The organism is uncultured Sneathiella sp., assembly GCF_963973085.1.
Lineage (GTDB): Bacteria > Pseudomonadota > Alphaproteobacteria > Sneathiellales > Sneathiellaceae > Sneathiella.
Genome location: NZ_CAXAXA010000004.1, coordinates 170213 through 189716, shown reverse-complemented (window position 1 = coordinate 189716; position 19504 = coordinate 170213). Strand labels below are relative to the sequence as shown.

Below are 19504 nucleotides of genomic sequence, written 5' to 3'. Positions count from 1 at the left end.
TTTTCGTTCCCGCAATCGTCAAGATACCGGTTTTTGAATGATTGTTCTAATTCGAGATCGAAAAAAGCGGCAAAAAGGGCTTGCTAAATGCAAGTATCTGCATGATATAGGCGGTGGAAGGCTGGCGATGGGCGTGCTCCTCGCGAACCCGGTCAGATCCGGAAGGAAGCAGCCGCAACGAGTTTCGGCGCGGGTCGTTGTCAGTCTTCTTCATTGCGCCACAAATTCCTGCATTTCCCCCATAAAACCGCTTCCTTTATCTGGCATTGTAAAGATGTTCTCTGCTATGATCGCACCATGAGCAGTGATCAAACCAAAAGTCCCTACCGTGTCCTTGCCCGAAAGTACCGGCCCTCAACATTTGATGAGTTGATCGGCCATGGGGCTATGGTGAAGACACTCTCCAATGCCCTGGATGCCGGACGCCTTGCTCATGCCTTTATTCTGACGGGCACCCGCGGTATCGGCAAGACAACGACAGCCCGCATTATTGCCCGTGGCCTCAATTGCACCGGAGTTGATGGCAACGACGGGCCGACGATTGCGCCCTGCGGTGTTTGCCAGAACTGTGTGGCCATTGCAGAAGATCGTCATCAGGACGTCTTGGAAATGGACGCCGCCAGCCGCACCGGGGTTGATGATATTCGCGAGTTGATTGATGGTGTCCGTTACCTCCCGGTCGCGGCACGTTTCAAGATCTATATTATCGACGAAGTGCACATGCTTTCCAAAAACGCGTTTAATGCGCTGTTAAAAACACTGGAAGAACCTCCGGAACATGTGAAATTTATTTTTGCAACGACAGAGATTCGAAAAATCCCCGTCACGGTGTTGTCTCGCTGCCAGCGTTTCGATTTGAAAAGGGTTGATGGAGACACACTTGCGGCTTATTTCGCAACGATCGCTGAAAAAGAGAGTGCCGAGATAGAAGACGACGCCCTGGCCCTGATCGCCCGTGCAGCCGAAGGGTCCGTGCGGGACGGATTATCTTTGTTGGATCAGGCTATAGCCCATGGCGACGGCAAGGTTACCTCGGTTCAGGTGCGCGACATGCTTGGACTGGCAGACCGAACCCGAATCCTCGATTTGCTGGGACTGCTGATGGAGGGGGACATCAAGGCGTCGCTGGCCCTTTTGCGGGGTCAGTATGATAGCGGCGCAGACCCCGTGGTGATTATTCAGGACCTGCTGGAACTGACCCACTGGCTCACCTCCCTGAAAGTCACGCCGGAAGCGGCGAACAATATTGCCATGGCAGGAGGTGAGGTCGCGCGTGGTGAGGAAATGGCGGCAAAGCTGACAATGCCCGTTCTCGCCCGCTGTTGGCAGATGCTGCTCAAAGGGTTAAATGAAGTTAGTCACGCGCCGATGCCGCTTGCGGCGGCTGAAATGGTCCTCGTGCGCCTTGCCTATGTCAGCGAACTGCCCACGCCGCATGATCTGGCGCGTCAAGGCTCTGATAACCCGCAGGAAACCAATGCACCACGGCAGAGTAATGGCGGCGGCCCCGGGTCGGGTGCGCGCTCTGCGGCCGCGATATCGCCTTCGGGCAAGCGATCGGCAGCCGTGGCGTTGGCAGAGTCGCCTGCACAACACACAGAGGCAGAACCCCGGGCGCATCTATCACTGGTGGCAAAAAATGACGAAGTGCCCGAACCTGTTGTCGAGCCGCCCATACAGAAAACGAGCCACCCTAAATCTCTTGAGGATGTCATTGATCTATTGAATGAGCGGGAAGATATCAAGCTCAAGGCAGAAGTGCTTAATTTTGTGCGCCCGGTGACATTCAAACAGGGGCTGATTGAGTTTAGCCCGGCTCTCGGGGCAAAGGCAGATCTTGCAACGCGGCTGGGCAAGCGCCTGCGAGATATAACCGGTGAGCAATGGGAAGTCCGGATGACTGCCCAGGCGGAAGGAGCAGCAACGGTTGCAGAGCAACGCCAAAGTGACAAGGCGGCAGAAATCGCGGCGCTTGAAAGCCACCCACTTGTCCAGAATATCAAGTCGCTTTTTCCTGCGGCATCAGTCCGGGAAGTCCGGCATCTTGGGCCTTCACTTGACATAGCGCTTCCCGATGACATATCCGGTGAAGATGAATTCGATGATGGAGATATACTCTGATGAAGAACCTTGGCAATCTGATGAAGCAGGCCAAAGAAATGCAAAGCAAAATGGCGGACATGCAGGCCGAGCTGGAACATCACGAGGTGACAGGGCAATCAGGCGCCGGGATGGTCACCGTAACGCTGAACTGTAAGGGCGAAATGCGAAAGCTCCAGGTTGATTCTTCTCTCGTTGATCCGGAAGACAAGGAGGTCATGGAAGACCTTATCGTTGCTGCGCATGCGGATGCCCGCAGCAAGGCGGATGCCTACTCGGCGGAAAAGATGAAGGAAATGACCGGTGGTCTGGACCTTCCGCCGGGCATGCAGTTGCCGTTCTGATATCTGGACGGTCAATCATCTCGCATGAGTCAGTCTGAAATAGAGCATCTAATACAATTACTCTCGAAGTTGCCGGGACTGGGACCACGGTCGGCACGACGTGCGACGCTTTATATAATCAGCCGCCGCGAAAGTCTGTTAACGCCTCTTGCCAGCGCCATGAAGGCGGCCGCGGATAATGTGAAGGTCTGCGGCCAGTGTGGTAATCTTGACATTATTGATCCTTGCAATATTTGCCGGGATGCTCGGCGTGATGCCAGCCTTTTGTGCGTGGTAGAGGATGTGTCAGACCTATGGGCGCTGGAGCGATCAGATGCCTTTCGTGGCACATATCACGTACTGGGCGGCACCCTCTCTGCGCTGGACGGCATCGGTCCGGATGAGTTGAATATAGAATCGCTTATCCATCGGGCGGGCGACGGGATGGTCAGCGAAGTTATACTAGCCTTAAATGCAACGGTGGATGGTCAGACCACGGCCCACTATCTCTCTGACAGATTGGATGAAATGGGCGTGCGGGTGACGCGACTTGCTCATGGGGTTCCGGTGGGCGGCGAGCTGGACTATCTTGATGATGGCACGCTCTCTGCCGCCCTAAAATCCCGACGTTCAATGGATTAGTATCTATCCTTCTGGGGTTGGCGCTTTATCAGGCGGCCCAGAGAGAAGTTCTTCATTTTCTTCCCCCAATTGCAGCTCTTCAATTTTCTCGGCGCGGCTGCTGATTTTCCGGCTGGAGGTTTCGATCAGTTCGATATCCTTGCTCGCCTGCTGAAAATGATTGCCAAGTTTGCTAACACGGTCATCCAGTCGCTCGACGTCCTTTAGAAGAATCCCGACTTCCTTCTGGATAACGCCTGCTTGAGCGCGCATCTGGCTGTCTTTCAGGACTGCCCGCACCGTATTGAGTGTCGCCATCAGGGTCGTGGGGGAGACAATCCAGACCCGCGCCTTATAGGAACGTTCCAGAATGGCGGGAAAATTGGCATGAAGCTCTGCATATACCGCTTCGGATGGGAGGAATAGCAGCGCCGATTCGGCTGTTTCTCCATCCAAAATATATTTGTCGCTAATATCTGCAATATGCTTTTGCATGGCGCCGGTAAAGGCGCGTATCGCGATAGTTTTGTCGCTTTCTGTCTCTGCTTGCCGCAACAAGTGAAAACTCTCCAGTGGGAATTTCGCATCGACAACGATGGAGCCTGGCGGATTGGGTAGCTTGATCAGACAATCCGCCCGCCGCCCGTTGCCAAGCGTCACCTGAAAATCATAGGCAGAGGGCGGCAGGGCCGATTTGACGAGATCATTCAGCTGAATTTCGCCGAATGCTCCGCGTGCCTGCTTGTTTGCGAGAATGTCCTGTAGCCCGACTACCTGATTGGACAGCTCGGTCAGGTTCGACTGGGCCTTGTCGATAACCGCGAGACGTGTTTGCAATTCGGAAAGGCTTTGCCCGGTTTTCTCCGCCGACTGGCTCAGGCTGTCACCAAGGCGCTTTGAAACCGTATCCAGCCGTTCGCTCAAAGTCTGGTTTATTTCCTGCCGACTTGCCGCCGTATCGGCAGACACCTGTTTGAGCTGACCTTCCAGCTGGGCCTGCTGATTGATAAGACTTTCCGTCAGGCGTGTCAGCGTTTCACTATTGACCGAAGCGGTCGTCGCCAGTTTCTCAGCCTTCGACATCTTGGCGAACAGGACGAGAATACCAATCAGTAAAAGTGCGATGACAGCAATGAGGGCAAATTCCATTAATATACTCCAGAACGCCTAGTGTCGCACAGGTCAACAGTCTTGACGAACGCGAACAAGCATAATACCTAGTCTGTGATATATCGTAATGTGAATAACAACGGAAGACCATGGCCCTTTTGCCCATATATACGGCACCAGACCCACTTTTGAAAACCGTTTCCAAACCGGTGGAAACAGTCGATGCTGAAATCCGCAAGCTGGTTGATAATATGTTCGAGACAATGTACGCCGCCCCCGGCATCGGTCTTGCCGCTATTCAGGTTGGTGTGCAGAAGCGTTTGCTCGTGGTTGACGTTGTGGGCAAGGGAGACCAGGATGCAGTGCCGCAACCGCTCGCGCTTATTAATCCTGAAATTACCTGGGTTTCGGATCATGATGCCACATATGAAGAAGGCTGTCTTTCTGTGCCGGATCATTATGCTGATGTAGTGCGTCCGGCCGAAGTTGAAGTGAGCTATCTGGATGTAGACGGCAAGGAACAGAGCCTTCACGCGGACGGCCTTCTCTCTACCTGTGTTCAGCACGAGATGGACCATCTTGACGGTATCCTCTTCCTTGATCATCTGTCCGCCCTCAAACGCAACATGATCCTGAGAAAACTGCTTAAACAGAAAAAGCTGGCAAGCTGAAGGAGCCGATATGGCGGGACTGCGACTTGCCTTTATGGGAACGCCGGCGTTCTCCGCTCATATCCTGAAAGCTTTGATCGGTTCATCGCATGATGTGGTTTGTGTCTATTCGCAACCGCCGCGCCGGGCAGGCCGAGGAAAAAAAATGCTGCCGTCGGCTGTTCAACAACTGGCGGAAGAGCGAGGATTGCCGGTCCGGACACCGGTATCTCTGAAGACCCCGGAAATTCAGGCGGATTTTGCGAAGTTACAGCTCGATGCGGCTATTGTTGTCGCCTACGGACTGATTCTGCCCAAACCGATCCTTGAAGCTCCAAAGTACGGATGCCTTAACCTGCACGCTTCTTTGCTGCCGCGATGGCGCGGGGCGGCGCCCATCCAGCGTGCCATTATGGCGGGCGACCGGGAGACAGGAATTGCCGTGATGCAGATGGAAGTGGGGCTAGATACAGGACCTATCCTGAGTGAGGCCCGTCTGCCGATCACCGGAGAGACCACTGCCGCCTCACTTTATGATCTTCTTGCAGAAGAAGGATCGGAACTACTGCTCAAGGCGCTTGAACGTCTTGGGGATCCTGATACGGTTGCCCGGCCCCAGAGCGAAAAGGGTGTTACCTATGCCGAGAAAATCTTGAAATCCGAGGCAAAGATTGACTGGACCAAAAGCGCTGTCGAACTCGACCGACTGATACGGGGGCTTAATCCTGCGCCCGGTGCGTTTTTTGAGCATGACGGGTTACGCATTAAAATATTTGACGCGGCTCCCGTAAGCTTGTTTGGAAAACCGGGAGAAGTTCTCAATGAGCAATTTACTATCGCCTGCGGTGAAGGTGCTTTACAGCTTGAAACAGTGCAACCGGCAGGAAAGGCCCGGATGAGCGCGGTGGCATTCCTCAATGGCCATCCCATTCGGCAAGGGGAGGTGCTGGACTGATGCCGTCATATTGCATCACAATTGAATATGACGGGCGAGAACTGGTTGGCTGGCAACGACAGAAAAACGGTCCGTCGGTCCAGCAGCATATCGAGGAAGCGATATTCGCTTTTTGCGGTGAAGAGACACGCATCCAGGGCGCGGGCCGAACTGATGCCGGTGTTCATGCTTTGGGGCAAGTCGCAAGTTTTGAACTTAATTCCGTTCGCAAACCGCAAGTTGTCATGAATGCGCTGAACCAGCATCTGAAGCCCGCGCCTATCGCGATCCTCGAGTGCGAGGAGGTGGATAAGGAATTCAACGCCCGTTTTGACGCCACTAAAAGACATTATCTCTACCGGATCATCAATCGTCGGGCGCCGCTTACAGTGGACGCGGGTCTTGCATGGCAGGTGAAGCGAGAGCTCGATAGTGATGCCATGGCGCGCGCGGCAACAGTTCTGGTTGGTCGGCATGATTTCACCAGCTTCCGTGCTGCGGCCTGTCAGGCAAACTCTCCCATCCGGAATTTGGATAAGCTTGAGGTCACTCGGCAGGGAGAGGAAATCAGGATCCGGGCATCCGCGCTTTCCTTCCTGCATAATCAGGTGCGGTCCATGGTTGGTAGCTTGTCGCTCATTGGCACTGGTCAGTGGTCCGAGGGTGACCTGACCGCAGCGTTGGCGGCGCGGGATCGCCAGAGAGCCGGGCCAAATGCACCACCCTACGGCCTTTATCTTACAAAGGTAGAGTATAGCTAGGAGGTGGCTGTGAATAGCCAGCTTGAAAAAGATGCCTGTATCAGGATCACCACCAGGAATTCAATGAAGGCAAACCCTACGGCCATTCCGCCCGTCACATTGAGCGTAATTCGTAAAATGTACCAAAGATATACATAGGTTGCGATAATAAACACGAGGTTTATCCCCGACGCAAGCTCCACGGGCAGGATCCCGTTAGAGATGATGGAAAGCGGAAACCAGACAAGAATCAGAGCAAGCTGAGCCCAGTTATAGACGATGACGAACACGCTGTATTGATCCGAGAACCCCATGAAGCGTGCAAAAATGGCCATGACCGCAAGATACGCCCCCCAGCTTACCCACAGGGTGACGCATAAAAGGAGCATGAAGGGAATTAATGCGGTTTCCGTTTCCAAAGATTTATAATCGATGGCGTTTTCAAAGATAAAAAAAGGAACAGCAAGGATCATCGCAGCGAAGGAATGGTAAAATCCTTCAGTCGAAATATTGAAATGGTTGAGTGCATCGGGGTTCCGGCGCGCAAGCATATAGGCACCATAAAGGGAACTCGTGATTTCCCGGAAACTTACCATCCACTTTTCCGGAAATAGCTTTTAAGAATATCCGTGTAGATATCCGTCAGGGCCTCTACATCTGCGACACTGGCGCGCTCGTCTATTTTATGCATGGTCTGACTAATCAGTCCGAACTCGACAACCGGGCAATGATCCTTGATGAAACGGGCGTCGGATGTGCCACCCGTTGTTGAAAGTTCCGGCTTTCGCCCGAGCCGCTTTTCAATAGCCGCGACGACAAGGGCGCTGAAATCTCCCTCGGGTGTCAGGAACGGAGATGAATTTTTCCGGCAATCCAGTTCATAGGTACATCCACGAACCCCAGCGATCTTGTCCAGCACAGCGCGTAACGTTTCTTCGAGGGAATCAAGGCTGTGATGGGTGTTGAACCGGATATTGAAGGTCGCCTTCGCGCTCTTCGGAATGACATTGGTCGCCGTATTGCCGACATCAATGGTGGTGAATTCCAGGTTGCTGGGCTGAAAATGCTCTGTCCCATCGTCAAGGATGAGCTTGTCAAGTTCCCCTACCATAGCTGCTAGGTGCGGAACGGGATTATCGGCCAGATGCGGATAGGCCACATGACCTTCAGTTCCGATAACTGTCAGGTACCCCGTAAAGGAACCCCGGCGTCCGATCTTGACCATATCTCCGAGCTCGGCTGGGTTGGTCGGTTCACCGACGATGCAATGATCGATATTCTCATCATTGGCGGTCATCCAGTCGAGGACCTTGCGCGTGCCGTTAATAGCGGGGCCTTCTTCATCCCCGGTAATCAGAAGGCTTATAGAGCCATCAAACTTTCCGCCATTTTCATGAATAAAACGCTGCGATGCGACAGCGAAGGAGGCGACAGCCGCTTTCATGTCGGCGGCGCCGCGGCCAACGATCATGCCATCCCGAATGGTGCCATCAAAGGGGTCGACACTCCATGTGCCGGGGTCGCCAACAGGCACCACATCAGTGTGCCCGGCAAAGCAGAAATTGGGCGCGCCAGTTCCAAAGCGGGCATAGAGATTTTCGACGTCCGGCGTATCGTCATCACTGAATGTCAGGCGATGACAAACAAAGCCTGATTTCTCAAGTGCTTCCTGAAGAACATCAAGTGCTCCCGCGTCTTTTGGGGTAACGCTCGGGCATCGCATCAGGGACTGAGTGAGCGAGATAACATCCATATCGTCAGCAATTTTATTCATAGATGTCCTTTACCGTTCGCCGGGGGCAATGGTCAATGGGGAAGGTTATGCCTGTCCTAAATATATATGATCTCTTGTTGCGGTTTCATGGTTCTCGCGATAAGACAGCCGGACATAATAAGAGAGAAATACGATGTTGCCCGATGCCGCCATAAATTCCAGAAATATTCGGGCGATCCTGTTTATGGTTGTCGCAATTTTCTTTATGAGCACGATGGACGCAGTGGCGAAGCTGCTGGTCCAGGCAGACTACTCTGTCGTCCAGATATTGGCTATTCGCGGTGCTGTCCTGATGCCGGCTTTGTGTGTCTGGCTTTTTACACATGGTGGTCTGGGGTCAGTAAAGACACGGCAATATAAAGGCCATGCGCTTCGAATTATACTTGGCGTGCTGGCCCCGCTGTTGTTCTTCCTGTCACTCAGAAAGCTACCGCTCGCGGATGCGACGGTGATTTTCTTTATTTCCCCTTTCGTGATGACGGCACTTTCGGTTCCGCTCTTCAAAGAGAAGGTGGGTGTTCATCGTTGGGGCGCGATTATCGTCGGCTTTATGGGAGTTTTATTCGTCATGCAGCCGACCTCTGGGTTACTGGAGATCGAAGCCTTCATGGTTCTTGGCGGAAGTCTCTGTTACTGCGGGATTATGCTGACGGGCCGTGTTTTAAGTCGGACAGAGACGACGTTTACAATCGTCTTCTACAGCAATATTGGTCTTATGGTTATTACGGGCGCTATCGCTTTATTCACCTGGGAACCAATGCCACTTCAGGATATTGGTTTCGTGGTCTTGATGGCGATCTTGTCTCTCGCGGGGAATATTTGCCTGATCAAGTCTTTCGCGATGGGGGAGGTGGGTGTGATTGCCCCATTCGAATATACGGGTCTGCTATGGGCCGTGCTGCTTGGCTTTTTCATATTCGGTGATTTTCCAGCCGTTAATGTTTGGATTGGCGTCGTTGTGATTGCCGGAAGCGGACTTTATATGATTTACCGGGAGAATCTGAAGCACGGAATAGACCGGCAGGGATAACCCCTGCCGGTTCCGAATTTTTAATCCCGTAGCAGGTCATTGATGGAAGTTTTCGATCGCGTCTGCGCATCGACAGTTTTCACAATCACGGCGCAATAGAGACTTGGTCCGGTTGATCCATTAGGAAGCGGTTTTCCCGGCAAACTACCCGGCACCACAACGGAATAGGCGGGAACACGGCCAATATGCACTTCGCCGGTATTGCGATCGATGATCTTGGTCGAGGCGCTGATGAAAACACCCATGGAAAGAACAGAACCTTCTTCAACGATCACACCTTCGACAACCTCGGAACGGGCTCCGATGAAACAGTTGTCCTCGATGATAACCGGATCGGCCTGAAGTGGCTCAAGGACACCGCCAATACCTACGCCCCCTGACAGATGCACATTCTTGCCGATCTGGGCGCAGGAGCCGACAGTCACCCAGGTATCAACCATTGTACCGCTGTCCACATATGCGCCGAGATTGACAAAGCTTGGCATCAGCACAGCTCCGGGAGCGATATAGGCACTCTTGCGGACAATACAGTTTGGAACAGCGCGAAAGCCGGCCTCGCGAAACCTGTTGTCATCCCAGCCTTCAAATTTGCTCGGCACCTTGTCCCACCAGTGAGAGTTGCTGCCGGGGCCACCGGAGATCATTTCCATGTCATTGAGGCGGAAGGACAGCAGCACCGCTTTCTTCGCCCATTGATTGACGACCCAGCCATCGCTTCCTTTTTCCGCAACCCGCAACTCGCCGCTATCAAGCGCATTCAGGGTTGCTTCTACGGCATCGCGCACCTCTCCTGTCGTGGTAGTGGAAATGGTATCCCTGTCGTCCCAGGCGGCGTCAACGACCGGTTGCAGTTCGGCTAATGTCATGATTTATTCCTGAATTCTGGTTAATATTCGCTCGCGAGAACATACCCGGCCTCCGGCAGAAGTCAATCAGCCGAAACCGTATTTTTCATATGATGTTACTTCGGTCCGCAAGCAATTCGGTGAGCCATCGGGCCAGATCGTCGGTCTGGTAATGAATATGTTCCCCCTCCGCACCCGTGGTTGACCAATGAGCGTCGTTCGGTATCCAGACGGTTGTCATGCCCATGTCGTGAGCCGGCGCGAGATTGACGGCCATATCTTCAAACAGAACCGCTTTTTCCGGATCAATATCAAGCTCTCGTATGAGTTTCTCATAAACAGGCTTGTGCGGCTTTGGTTTGTAATCCGCCGCCACGATATCGAAGATATGTTCGAAATGATGATCGATTCCAAGCTGGGAGGAAACATTCGTTGCGTGATAGTGGGAGCCGTTGGTAAAGATGATTTTTCGTCCGGGCAGCTGTTCTAGCGCGGAGCCGAGCTCCGGTGAGGCCGAAAGATCTGAGACATCGATATCATGAACATAATTCAGGAAATCCGAAGGATCGATGTCATAATTTTGCATTAATCCGTTCAGGGTTGTTCCGTGTTCATCGAAGTATTTCTTCTGGACGTTCTTTGCTTCAACAAGGTCAACATTGAGGAACTCCGAAATGAATTCTCCCATTTTCACATCAATTTTTGCAAAAAGGTTTGATTTTGATGGATACAGCGTATTGTCGAGATCAAAAATCCAGCAATCAATATGTTTGAAATTTTTCCAGAGGGGAAGTTTTGCCATGAGATGACTTTGCCGTCCTTTGACACGGACGACAAGCGCTAATCTAGCATGGGGAACAAATTTATCGCCGAAAGCCGGGACAATGACTTTAAGGCCCCGTTAAGCAAAAGTTTTTATAATAGCGCCTTATGAGATGCGTAGTTATATACCAGCGGAGATCAGGTCTGTGAACATGAAAGCCAGGCCCAAAAAGACCGCGCCAACGAGCTATGAAGATAATAAAGCTCGTGCATTAAGCACGGAAGTTGCTGTGCGCGCCGATCTCGCGGCGCGCGAAGATGCCGAACCGGAGATACTCTACTATCTGACGGATGACACATCCGGTGTAGTTCGCAAGAATCTCGCCATCAACCCCTGTACGCCGGTCAAGGCCAACCTGATCCTGGCGCAGGATGACGACGATGATGTCCGAATAGAGCTTGCGCGGAAAATTTGCCGCCTTCTACCGGATCTTTCCAGAGAGCAAACGGCCATACTTCTTGAAAAAACGATTGAAGTGCTGGATATCCTCGCGCGGGATCAGGAAACAGCAGTTAGAGCCATAATTTCTGAAAGCCTTAAAGACAGTGTCGATGCGCCGAAGAACATCGTAATCGCCCTCGCGCAGGATATAGAGGAAATTGTCTCAAGCCCGATACTGGAATACTCGCCACTGTTATCGGACAATGATCTGCTTGAAATTATGGCGAGTGGGATTGCCGCGGGGGCCCTTCCTGCGATTGCGCGGCGTCAGGGGCTGGGCGAAGATGTGTCCGAAGCAGTCGTTGCACAGCTGGAAGTGCCTGCGGTTTCGGCCTTGCTGGCAAACCCATCGGCGAAAATTCGCGAGGAAACTCTGGATGAGATCATGGATCAGGCGGAAGGAATCGAGCCTCTTCACGAACCACTTGCGATGCGCCTAAATCTCTCGCTTCGCGCGATGCGGCGAATAGCCGGGTTTGTCGGATCATCGCTTGTTGAAAAGCTCGTGAGCAGACACAATCTTCCCAAAACAACGGAGAAAGAACTGAAAAGCATTGTCCGCAGCCGAATTGATCAAACAACGGCATTCTCTGAGCAACCGTTGGAAACCGGCAAGACGCATGCGGAAAGGTTGTTTGCCGACGGGGCGCTGGATGAAGAGAAGGTTACAGATGCGGTAGACGCCAAAGATCAGGATTTCGTCGCCACGGCATTGTCGTTGCTTTGCAAATATAGTCTGAAACGGGTGAAGGCGATGCTGGCCTCTCGTAACGGCAAGGTCGTTACATCCCTCTGCTGGAAAGCAGGGTTGTCCATGCGGCTAGCGTTCAAGATACAGACCGTCATTGCCAAGGTTCCTCGCCGGGAGATTATCAACGCCAGAAACGGCATTGAGTACCCCTTCACTGATGAAGAAATGGACTGGCAGCTGTCTTTCTACGAGAGCTAGTTCTTCTAGAGCTGCTCGTCCGTGATCATGGTGCCGACACCATGCTCGGTAAAGGTTTCAAGTAACAACACATGCGGGATACGGCCATCGAGAATGGTCGCGGCATCAACCCCTTCTTCAAGGGCAAAAAGACAGGTTTCCAGTTTCGGGATCATTCCTCCCGCTATGGTACCATCTTTTTGTAATTTCCTGACTTCTGCGGGGGTAAGGCGGTTGATCAGTTTCTTGTCCTTGTCCAGGACGCCTTCGACATCAGTCATCATGATCAGCTTGGAGGCCCCAATTGCGGCGGCGATATGCCCGGCAGCTGTATCCGCATTAATATTGAAAGTTTGCCCATTTGGACCCACGCCAATGGGCGCAATCACCGGGATCAGGTTGTTTTCCTCAAAACTCTCCAGAATCTCTGGATTGATGCGGGACGGTTCGCCAACAAAACCAAGGTCCAGAATTCGCTCTATATTGCTGTCCGGATCGCGCTTCGTGCGTGTCAGCTTTTGAGCCTCGATTAAATTGCCGTCTTTCCCGGAAAGCCCGACGGCAAGCCCGCCAGCGGAATTAATGGAGGTGACGATTTTTTTGTTCAGAGAACCCGACAGGACCATCTCGGCGATTTCCACTGTTTCTTTATCTGTTACCCGAAGGCCATCGATAAATGAGCTGTTGATTTTCAGCCGTTCCAGCATGCGGCCGATCTGAGGGCCGCCGCCATGAACAATGACCGGATTGATGCCAACTTGCTTCATCAGGGCAACATCCCGCGCGAAATCCTGCGACAGTTTTTCGTCGCCCATGGCATGGCCGCCATACTTGATCACGAAGGTCTGTCCGCTAAACCGATGCATATAGGGCAGGGCTTCAGATAAGGTCCGCGCTTTTGCGAGCTGTTCCTCGACGGTCAGGAGCTTGTCACTCATATTCTTTTACCCAATCTCTTCTGCCATCGCAGCCAGTTCAGCCCGGAGTTCCTCGATCCCGATCCCTTTTGTGGAACTGGTCAGCATGATCTCCGGATGGGCCGCCGGACGTCTGGCGAGTTCCATTTTTATCTTTTCCGTGAGCGATTTCACGTCACTTTTATTACTTTTGTCAACCTTTGTCAGAATGATCTGATAGCTGACGGCGGCGACGTCCAGCATGTCCATTATCTCCCGGTCCGTAACTTTAAGACCATGACGCGCATCGACCAGAAGCAGGACCCGGCGCAATGTCGACCGGCCTTTGAGATAACTGTTCACCAAGTCTGTCCAGATATCAATTTTTTCCTTGGATGCCTTGGCATAGCCGTGGCCTGGAAGATCGACCAGATGCAAGCGTCCGCCCAGTTCAAAGAAATTGATCTGCTGAGTGCGGCCCGGAGTGTTGGACGTGCGCGCAAGAGTGTTCCGGTTGGTCAGTGCGTTGATCAGGCTAGACTTGCCCACATTCGATCGGCCAGCAAAAGCTACCTCTGTCAGTTCAAGCTCTGGCAGCATCTCCTCGATTGCAGCACCGGCGACAAACTTGCACTCCTTGGCAAAAAGAAGTCGTCCAGCCTCGATAAATTCTGCCGACACATCCTCACTGTTCGGTTCCGTCCCGTCTGTCATGGGCGCGGCCGGGTCAGCTTTTTTCACCAGGATGAGTTACGGAAACACCCATACGCTTCATGATCAGCCATTGCTGGGCCATGCTGAGGATATTGTTCCACGTCCAGTATATGACCAGCCCAGCCGGGAAACTTGCCAGCAGGTAAGTGAAGAAGATGGGCATAAACAAAAAGATCTTCGCCTGTACCGGATCAGCTGGTTGAGGGTTGAGTTTTTGTTGTAGAAACATGCTAAGACCCATCAAAAGTGGCAGGAAGCCAACCATCAGGACTTGAGGCGGATCCCAAGGAATAAGGCCAAACAGGTTAAAAACGGTTGTCGGGTCCGGCGCGGACAAATCCTTGATGTAGCCATAGAAAGGCTGATGCCGCATCAGCAAGGTTACGAACAGAACCTTGTACAGCGCAAAGAAAATGGGAATTTGCAGCAGAATAGGCAAACAACCCGCCGCCGGATTGGCCTTCTCCCGTTTGTAAAGCGCCATCATTTCCTGATTGAGCTTTTGCTTGTCGTCGCCATATTTTTCGCGGAGTTTGACCATTTCCGGCTGCAGGCGTTTCATCTTGCTCATCGAGACATAGGATTTATGGGCGAGAGGCAATAGAATTGTCTTGATGATGACAGTCAGCGCCATGATGGCAAGGCCGAGGTTGCCGATCCAGCTGTTCAGGAATGCCAGTGCAAAATATATTGGCTTTGTCAGGAAGTAGAACCAACCCCAGTCAATTGCGAGGTCAAAACGGCTGATTTTATATTCTTCTTCATAAGTATCCAGCACCTCAACGACCTTCGCGCCGGCAAAGAGGTGGTTGGTAATGCCAACGGTATCCCCGCTCGGGACGTTAATACCTTCCTGATTCAGGAAATCAGTTTGATAGCGCGCGCCTTTTTGCGCGTAGGAGAAGCGGGCCTTGATGTTCGTATTCTGGTCGGGAATGAGGGCTGTGAGCCAAAATTTGTCCGTGATGCCCAGCCAGCCGCCAACAGAGGAAAAACTCTCGTTATTACCTTCTTCGAGATCGTCGTAATCAATCTCTTCTAAAGTATCGTTGAGGACGCCGATCGGACCTTCGTGGAGAATATAGAAGTTAGTGGTTTCCGGCGTTCCATGGCGAGAAATGAGGCCATAGGGAAACAGGGTGATCGCGGTGTCGGTCTGGTTCTCGATCATCTGCTCGATCGCAAACATATAATGTTCGTCAATCGAGATTGTCCGATGGAATATCAAGCCGTCGCCATTGTCCCATGTCAGCTTAAGCGGTTTTTCAGGCGTAAGCTCTGTCGCTTCTGTACTCCAGAGGGTTTGAGCATTCGGGAGCTTGATGTCGGCGCCGGGCGCAGGGCTCCAACCGAATTCCGCATAATAGGGGTTCGGGCTTCCCGCCGGAGAAAGTAGTTTGATTTCGGCACTGTTAGGGTCAATTGTCTCGCGGTAGTCAATCAGGGTCAAATCATCGAGCCGGGCGCCTGTCAAAGAAACTGAGCCATGAAGAGCCGGTGTGTTAATCCTGACCCGTTCTACTTTCTCAAGGCTTTGCGCACGCGTCAGCGAATCCTGTTCGGCTGAGCCTGGAGCACTCGGTATGCTGGCTCCTTGCGTGGCTGCCGGAACTTGGGATGATGTGTTGTCGCTGCTGGACGTTGTCGTTTGCTGCTGTTGCTCTAATTGCGGGCCTTCAACGAAGTATTGAAACCCGAAGATAATCAGGAAACAAAGAACGATCGCAATGATCAGGTTTTTCTGATCTGACATTATTTACAGCCCTAACGTTTTAATCGATGCGGGCGCGACGAATCGAGCCCCGCGCGCCATGATGACAATTTCCGTGTTTATGTGGTACCGGATCGTACCCTTCCCCGCCGAACGGATGGCATCGGCCCAAGCGGCACAATGTCAGCCAGCTGCCCTTGACAGGGCCGTGAACAGTAAGTGCCTCAATAGCATAGGAGGAACAACTCGGATAGTAGCGGCAGTTCGCTGGGATCAGCGGAGAGATAATATAGCGATATAATCTGATCGGAGTGCTAAGAAGCGTCACTAGAAGAGACTTTATCATTCGCTCCCCCTTTGCTCTTTCGCGTTAGCCCCAACCTTGCCGAGCGACTTACGAAGGTCCCGCCTCAGGTCTTCATAATTCCGCTCCTTGGTCGCATTGCGCCCGACTAGAACCAAATCCCATCCATCGTCGGCATAAGCCGGTATGACTTCCTGTGCAATGGCCCGCAAGCGACGCTTGATACGGTTTCGGATAACCGCATTGCCAACCTTTTTTGTCACGGTAAATCCTACACGGACACCGTCGGTGCCGGGCGCATCGGAACGCTTTGCTGCTTGCAGCACCATCCCCGGCGCGGCCCATTTGCGACGAACAGACGCAACGCGGAGAAAATCCGCGCGTTTTTTCAGTCGTTCGACGCCTACCGGCATGGATTAAGCTGAAAGGCTCTTGCGGCCTTTAGTGCGGCGATTTGCAAGAATCCGGCGTCCGCCGACCGTTGCCCGGCGGGCACGAAAACCATGGCGGCGTGCGCGAACAAGTTTGCTCGGCTGATATGTACGTTTCAAGAGACTTCTCCGTCGATCATCCGCGCCGTGTTGCGCGAAGGGAAAACAAGCCCCGCTGTATAAGGTTTCTCCCACATGAAGTCAATGCAGGAGATGAATTTTGACAGTTTCCGATATGAGGGGGGTCACTTCGGCTCACTTTTGGGTGAATGGGACTTTCGAAACTATCGATGATCCATAAGTTTCGATAAGTTTTGTTGTGAAAGACACTTGTATAGAGGATATGCCATTGTACGCTACATTTTGTCGCAGAAGCGGAGTTTGTGCTAGGCTCAGGCACATAATTCTTGCCATCGCGGGTAAAGGTCGAATCATAAATGGATAAGTTAACTGACCGCAAGCAAGCGACTGGAAAAGGGTTCTCGGTGAGAAAACTGTTCCCCGTTCTGTTGATTTTGATGGCGATCGCTGCATTTTTTATTTTCGGCCTGGATGAATATCTGACATTCCGTGCGTTAAGTGAGAACCGGGACCGGCTGATTGAGTTTGTGACGGCGAACTATGTGGCGGCGGCACTCCTCTATATGGGGCTTTATGTCGTTATCGTTGCACTATCGCTGCCCGGGGGCGCGTTGATGACCGTAACCGGTGGTTTTCTGTTTGGCTGGGTTGCCGCGGGACTGATGACTGTTTTCGCCGCCACGATCGGGGCGACATTGCTGTTCCTGATTGCTGCAACCTCTCTGGGAGAGCCGCTTCGCAAGAAGGCGGGACCAAAACTGAAAAAGCTGGAAGAGGGATTTGCCGAGAATGCGCTAAGCTATCTATTGTTTCTACGTCTCGTTCCGCTGTTTCCTTTTTGGCTGGTCAATATTGCGCCTGCGTTTCTGGGTGTGAAGCTCCGTACCTATATCGTCGGGACATTCTTTGGAATTATTCCGGGAACGTTTGTTTTCGCTTATCTTGGGGGAGGGCTGGACAGCATTATCCGGGAACAACAGTCTGTATATCAGGCATGCGTGGATGCAGGGCGAACGGATTGTGTTCTTGATTTCAAGATCACGTCCCTGGTGACGCCGGAAATTATTCTCTCTTTCTGTGCATTGGGGGTCATTGCCCTTTTGCCAGTTGTTATAAAGAAACTTCGCAAGCAAAAGATATAAGGACAGGATTTCGCCCCATGGCAAAACAGATAAAGACGGATATTTGTGTAATAGGGGGGGGATCTGGTGGTCTTTCCGTTGCTGCGGGCGCGAGCCAGATGGGTGCGAAAACAGTTCTTGTCGAAGGCGGCAAGATGGGCGGGGATTGCCTCAACTACGGCTGTGTTCCGTCAAAGGCGCTGATAGCCGCCGCAAAAAAAGCAGCAAGTTTGAAAGATGCAGCGAACTTTGGAGTCAGTGGTGCCGCGCCGGAGGTCGATTTTCCAAAAGTCATGGATCATGTACAGGATGTTATCGCCTCAATTGCGCCGCATGATTCGGTGGAGCGGTTTGAAGGGCTTGGCGTTGAAGTATTGCAAGGGTTTGGACGTTTTGTCTCGGAGTTTGAACTGGAAGTCGATGATGTCCGTATTAAGGCGCGGCGCTTTGTCATCGCTACCGGATCCCGGGCCACGGCACCGCCCATTGCGGGGCTGGAGGAAGCAGGCTATCTCACCAATGAAACAATATTCGAGAATCGCACCAAGCCGGATCATCTGATCATTATCGGTGGCGGACCAATCGGTCTTGAAATGGCGCAGGCGCATGTCCGACTGGGCTCCAGTGTCACAGTGCTTGAAGCATTCAAGGCCTTTGGACGGGATGATTCCGACTTGAGTAAAATTGTTTTGGAGGAGCTGCGCCGCGACGGCATCGATATTCGCGAAGAGGTGAAAATATCGCATGTGGTGAAAGATAAAACGGGAACCTATCATATCTCTTTGGGAGAAGGAGAGACCGCAGAAACGTTAGCGGGATCGCATTTGCTGGTGGCGGCGGGACGAAAGGCAAATGTGGAGACTCTTAATTTGGAAGGGGCGGGCGTTGAGTATACGCCGAAAGGTGTGAAGGTGGATTCCAGGCTTCGCACGTCAAACAAGAAGATTTACGCCATCGGCGATGTTGCGGGCGGATATCAATTCACCCATATTGCCAATTATCACGCCGGGATCTTTATCCGGAATGCACTATTCCGGTTGCCGGCCAAGGTAGATTACAGCGCTGTTCCCTGGGTGACCTTTACGGATCCGGAGCTTGCCAATGTCGGCTTGAATGAAGCTGCGGCAAGGGAGCAATATGGAGACAAGATCAAGGTCCTTACCTTCCCGTTCTCGGATATCGACCGCGCCCGTACGGAACGGCAAACCGATGGTATGATCAAGGCCGTCACGACGAGTAAAGGCCGGATACTGGGTGCGGGCATTGTTGGCCCGCACGCGGGTGAGTTAATCCATCCCTGGGGCCTGGCCATTTCGGAAAAGCTGAAAATCGGCGCCATGGCAAGTTATATTGCGCCCTATCCGACATATGGTGAAATAAGTAAACGGGTCGCGGGAAGCTATTATACACCAAGCCTTTTCAGTTCCAGAACCCGGGCGATCGTCAAGTTCCTCTCCTTTTTTGGTTAACACGAAATGATAACGCGTTCGTTATCGCAGTTGATTCGGATTTTGCACGATTCAAGCGCATTCTCCCCTAAAGCAATCGATTGCTTTTTGAAGTTAACGAGTCAAAACAGGAGAGAATCATGTTCAAGGAAGTTTTAACGGCCGCGGCGATTGCCTCAATGGCGTCAACCGCTGTCATTCCGGGCGCCGTCGCGTCTTGTGCCCCGAAGAAAGCCTGTAATGCATGTGCAGCAAAAAAGGCGTGCAACCCCTGTAACCCGTGTGCGGCGAAAAAGGCATGCAACCCATGTAATCCATGTGCAGCCAAAAAGACCTGCAATCCTTGCAACCCTTGCAAGGCAAATCCTTGCGCAGCCAAGAAAAGCTAACAATCGGGGCATTGACGGATCTGGCGCCATCGGCGCCGCATGCGAAAAACGGGTAGGTATCATTAAGTTGATACCGGCCCGTTTTTTTGA

At 52.4% G+C, this 19504-nt stretch carries 22 protein-coding genes and 1 other RNA gene; 11 read left to right on the top strand and 12 right to left on the bottom strand.

The genetic code is table 11. From position 1 onward, the window contains the following. Positions 1-116 precede the first annotated feature (116 nt). The 4 genes from ffs (at position 117) to recR (ending at position 3065) form a co-directional block, all read left to right on the top strand. Positions 117-212: signal recognition particle sRNA small type (ffs, locus tag AACZ19_RS11615), an RNA gene on the top strand. 85 nt (positions 213-297) lie between these two features. Continuing rightward, positions 298-2121, top strand: coding sequence for a DNA polymerase III subunit gamma/tau (locus AACZ19_RS11610; RefSeq protein WP_339634090.1), 1824 nt, complete (start codon positions 298-300; stop codon positions 2119-2121). Continuing rightward, entirely contained in the window at positions 2121-2444 is a 324-nt protein-coding gene (locus AACZ19_RS11605) for a YbaB/EbfC family nucleoid-associated protein (protein ID WP_339634089.1), read from the top strand. Before AACZ19_RS11610 ends, AACZ19_RS11605 begins: the two co-directional genes overlap by 1 nt. 24 nt (positions 2445-2468) lie before the next feature. After that, entirely contained in the window at positions 2469-3065 is a 597-nt protein-coding gene (gene recR, locus AACZ19_RS11600) for a recombination mediator RecR (protein WP_339634087.1), read from the top strand. A 3-nt stretch (positions 3066-3068) separates the two neighbouring features. Here recR and rmuC read toward each other — a convergent pair whose 3' ends face one another. Further along, entirely contained in the window at positions 3069-4193 is a 1125-nt protein-coding gene (rmuC, locus tag AACZ19_RS11595) for a DNA recombination protein RmuC (RefSeq protein WP_339634085.1), read from the bottom strand. 110 nt (positions 4194-4303) lie between these two features. Between rmuC and def the strand changes: the two genes are divergently transcribed. Genes def through truA form a run of 3 tightly spaced genes read left to right on the top strand, consistent with a single transcriptional unit; the run spans position 4304 to position 6499 of the window. Next, a complete protein-coding gene (gene def, locus AACZ19_RS11590) occupies positions 4304-4825 on the top strand; it encodes a peptide deformylase (protein WP_339634083.1) in 522 nt (173 codons plus the stop codon). Between the two features lie 10 nt (positions 4826-4835). Next, positions 4836-5759, top strand: a complete 924-nt coding sequence (fmt, locus tag AACZ19_RS11585; protein ID WP_339634081.1) for a methionyl-tRNA formyltransferase — start codon at positions 4836-4838, stop codon at positions 5757-5759. Next, positions 5759-6499, top strand: a complete 741-nt coding sequence (truA, locus tag AACZ19_RS11580; protein ID WP_339634079.1) for a tRNA pseudouridine(38-40) synthase TruA — start codon at positions 5759-5761, stop codon at positions 6497-6499. Before fmt ends, truA begins: the two co-directional genes overlap by 1 nt. On the opposite strand, the gene AACZ19_RS11575 is transcribed toward truA, so the two are convergent. Both AACZ19_RS11575 and dapE read right to left on the bottom strand, forming a co-directional pair. Next, on the bottom strand, positions 6496-7074 hold the full coding sequence (locus AACZ19_RS11575; RefSeq protein WP_339634077.1) for a hypothetical protein: 579 nt from the start codon (positions 7072-7074) through the stop codon (positions 6496-6498). The two genes, truA and AACZ19_RS11575, sit on opposite strands and share 4 nt — an antisense overlap. After that, positions 7068-8252, bottom strand: a complete 1185-nt coding sequence (dapE, locus tag AACZ19_RS11570) for a succinyl-diaminopimelate desuccinylase (RefSeq protein WP_339634075.1) — start codon at positions 8250-8252, stop codon at positions 7068-7070. Before dapE ends, AACZ19_RS11575 begins: the two co-directional genes overlap by 7 nt. 133 nt (positions 8253-8385) lie before the next feature. Here dapE and AACZ19_RS11565 point away from each other — a divergent pair, with 133 nt between their 5' ends. Further along, positions 8386-9282, top strand: coding sequence for a DMT family transporter (locus tag AACZ19_RS11565; RefSeq protein ID WP_339634072.1), 897 nt, complete (start codon positions 8386-8388; stop codon positions 9280-9282). A gap of 20 nt (positions 9283-9302) precedes the next feature. On the opposite strand, the gene dapD is transcribed toward AACZ19_RS11565, so the two are convergent. Together dapD and AACZ19_RS11555 are read right to left on the bottom strand one after the other, a co-directional pair. Next, the gene (gene dapD, locus AACZ19_RS11560) at positions 9303-10148 is read right to left on the bottom strand and encodes a 2,3,4,5-tetrahydropyridine-2,6-dicarboxylate N-succinyltransferase (protein WP_339634070.1); all 846 of its coding nucleotides are present in this window, start codon (positions 10146-10148) and stop codon (positions 9303-9305) included. An 85-nt stretch (positions 10149-10233) separates the two neighbouring features. Then, a complete protein-coding gene (locus tag AACZ19_RS11555; protein WP_339634069.1) occupies positions 10234-10929 on the bottom strand; it encodes a pyrimidine 5'-nucleotidase in 696 nt (231 codons plus the stop codon). A gap of 172 nt (positions 10930-11101) precedes the next feature. Here AACZ19_RS11555 and AACZ19_RS11550 point away from each other — a divergent pair, with 172 nt between their 5' ends. Beyond that, a complete protein-coding gene (locus tag AACZ19_RS11550) occupies positions 11102-12340 on the top strand; it encodes a DUF2336 domain-containing protein (protein WP_339634067.1) in 1239 nt (412 codons plus the stop codon). 5 nt (positions 12341-12345) lie between these two features. Here AACZ19_RS11550 and argB read toward each other — a convergent pair whose 3' ends face one another. Genes argB through rpmH form a run of 6 tightly spaced genes read right to left on the bottom strand, consistent with a single transcriptional unit; the run spans position 12346 to position 16495 of the window. Further along, positions 12346-13257: an acetylglutamate kinase gene (gene argB / locus AACZ19_RS11545; protein ID WP_339634065.1), complete on the bottom strand. Its 912-nt coding sequence runs from the start codon at positions 13255-13257 to the stop codon at positions 12346-12348. 6 nt (positions 13258-13263) lie between these two features. After that, positions 13264-13929 carry a ribosome biogenesis GTP-binding protein YihA/YsxC gene (gene yihA, locus AACZ19_RS11540; RefSeq protein WP_339634064.1) on the bottom strand — a complete coding sequence of 222 codons (666 nt, stop codon included), beginning with the start codon at positions 13927-13929 and terminating at the stop codon, positions 13264-13266. A 13-nt stretch (positions 13930-13942) separates the two neighbouring features. Next, positions 13943-15682 carry a membrane protein insertase YidC gene (gene yidC, locus AACZ19_RS11535; protein WP_339634062.1) on the bottom strand — a complete coding sequence of 580 codons (1740 nt, stop codon included), beginning with the start codon at positions 15680-15682 and terminating at the stop codon, positions 13943-13945. Between the two features lie 19 nt (positions 15683-15701). Beyond that, positions 15702-15986 carry a membrane protein insertion efficiency factor YidD gene (gene yidD / locus AACZ19_RS11530; protein WP_339634060.1) on the bottom strand — a complete coding sequence of 95 codons (285 nt, stop codon included), beginning with the start codon at positions 15984-15986 and terminating at the stop codon, positions 15702-15704. Continuing rightward, positions 15983-16357 (bottom strand): ribonuclease P protein component, encoded by a 375-nt coding sequence (gene rnpA, locus AACZ19_RS11525; protein WP_339634058.1) that lies wholly within the window; start codon positions 16355-16357, stop codon positions 15983-15985. The genes yidD and rnpA overlap by 4 nt, the downstream gene beginning before the upstream one ends. 3 nt (positions 16358-16360) lie before the next feature. After that, positions 16361-16495: a 50S ribosomal protein L34 gene (gene rpmH, locus AACZ19_RS11520; RefSeq protein ID WP_339634057.1), complete on the bottom strand. Its 135-nt coding sequence runs from the start codon at positions 16493-16495 to the stop codon at positions 16361-16363. A 317-nt stretch (positions 16496-16812) separates the two neighbouring features. Between rpmH and AACZ19_RS11515 the strand changes: the two genes are divergently transcribed. Then, a complete protein-coding gene (locus AACZ19_RS11515; RefSeq protein ID WP_339634056.1) occupies positions 16813-17598 on the top strand; it encodes a TVP38/TMEM64 family protein in 786 nt (261 codons plus the stop codon). Between the two features lie 17 nt (positions 17599-17615). Further along, the gene (locus AACZ19_RS11510) at positions 17616-19046 is read left to right on the top strand and encodes an FAD-dependent oxidoreductase (RefSeq protein WP_339634054.1); all 1431 of its coding nucleotides are present in this window, start codon (positions 17616-17618) and stop codon (positions 19044-19046) included. Positions 19047-19113: 67 nt separating this feature from the next. On the opposite strand, the gene AACZ19_RS11505 is transcribed toward AACZ19_RS11510, so the two are convergent. After that, positions 19114-19383, bottom strand: coding sequence for a hypothetical protein (locus tag AACZ19_RS11505; protein WP_339634052.1), 270 nt, complete (start codon positions 19381-19383; stop codon positions 19114-19116). Positions 19384-19504: the final 121 nt, after the last annotated feature.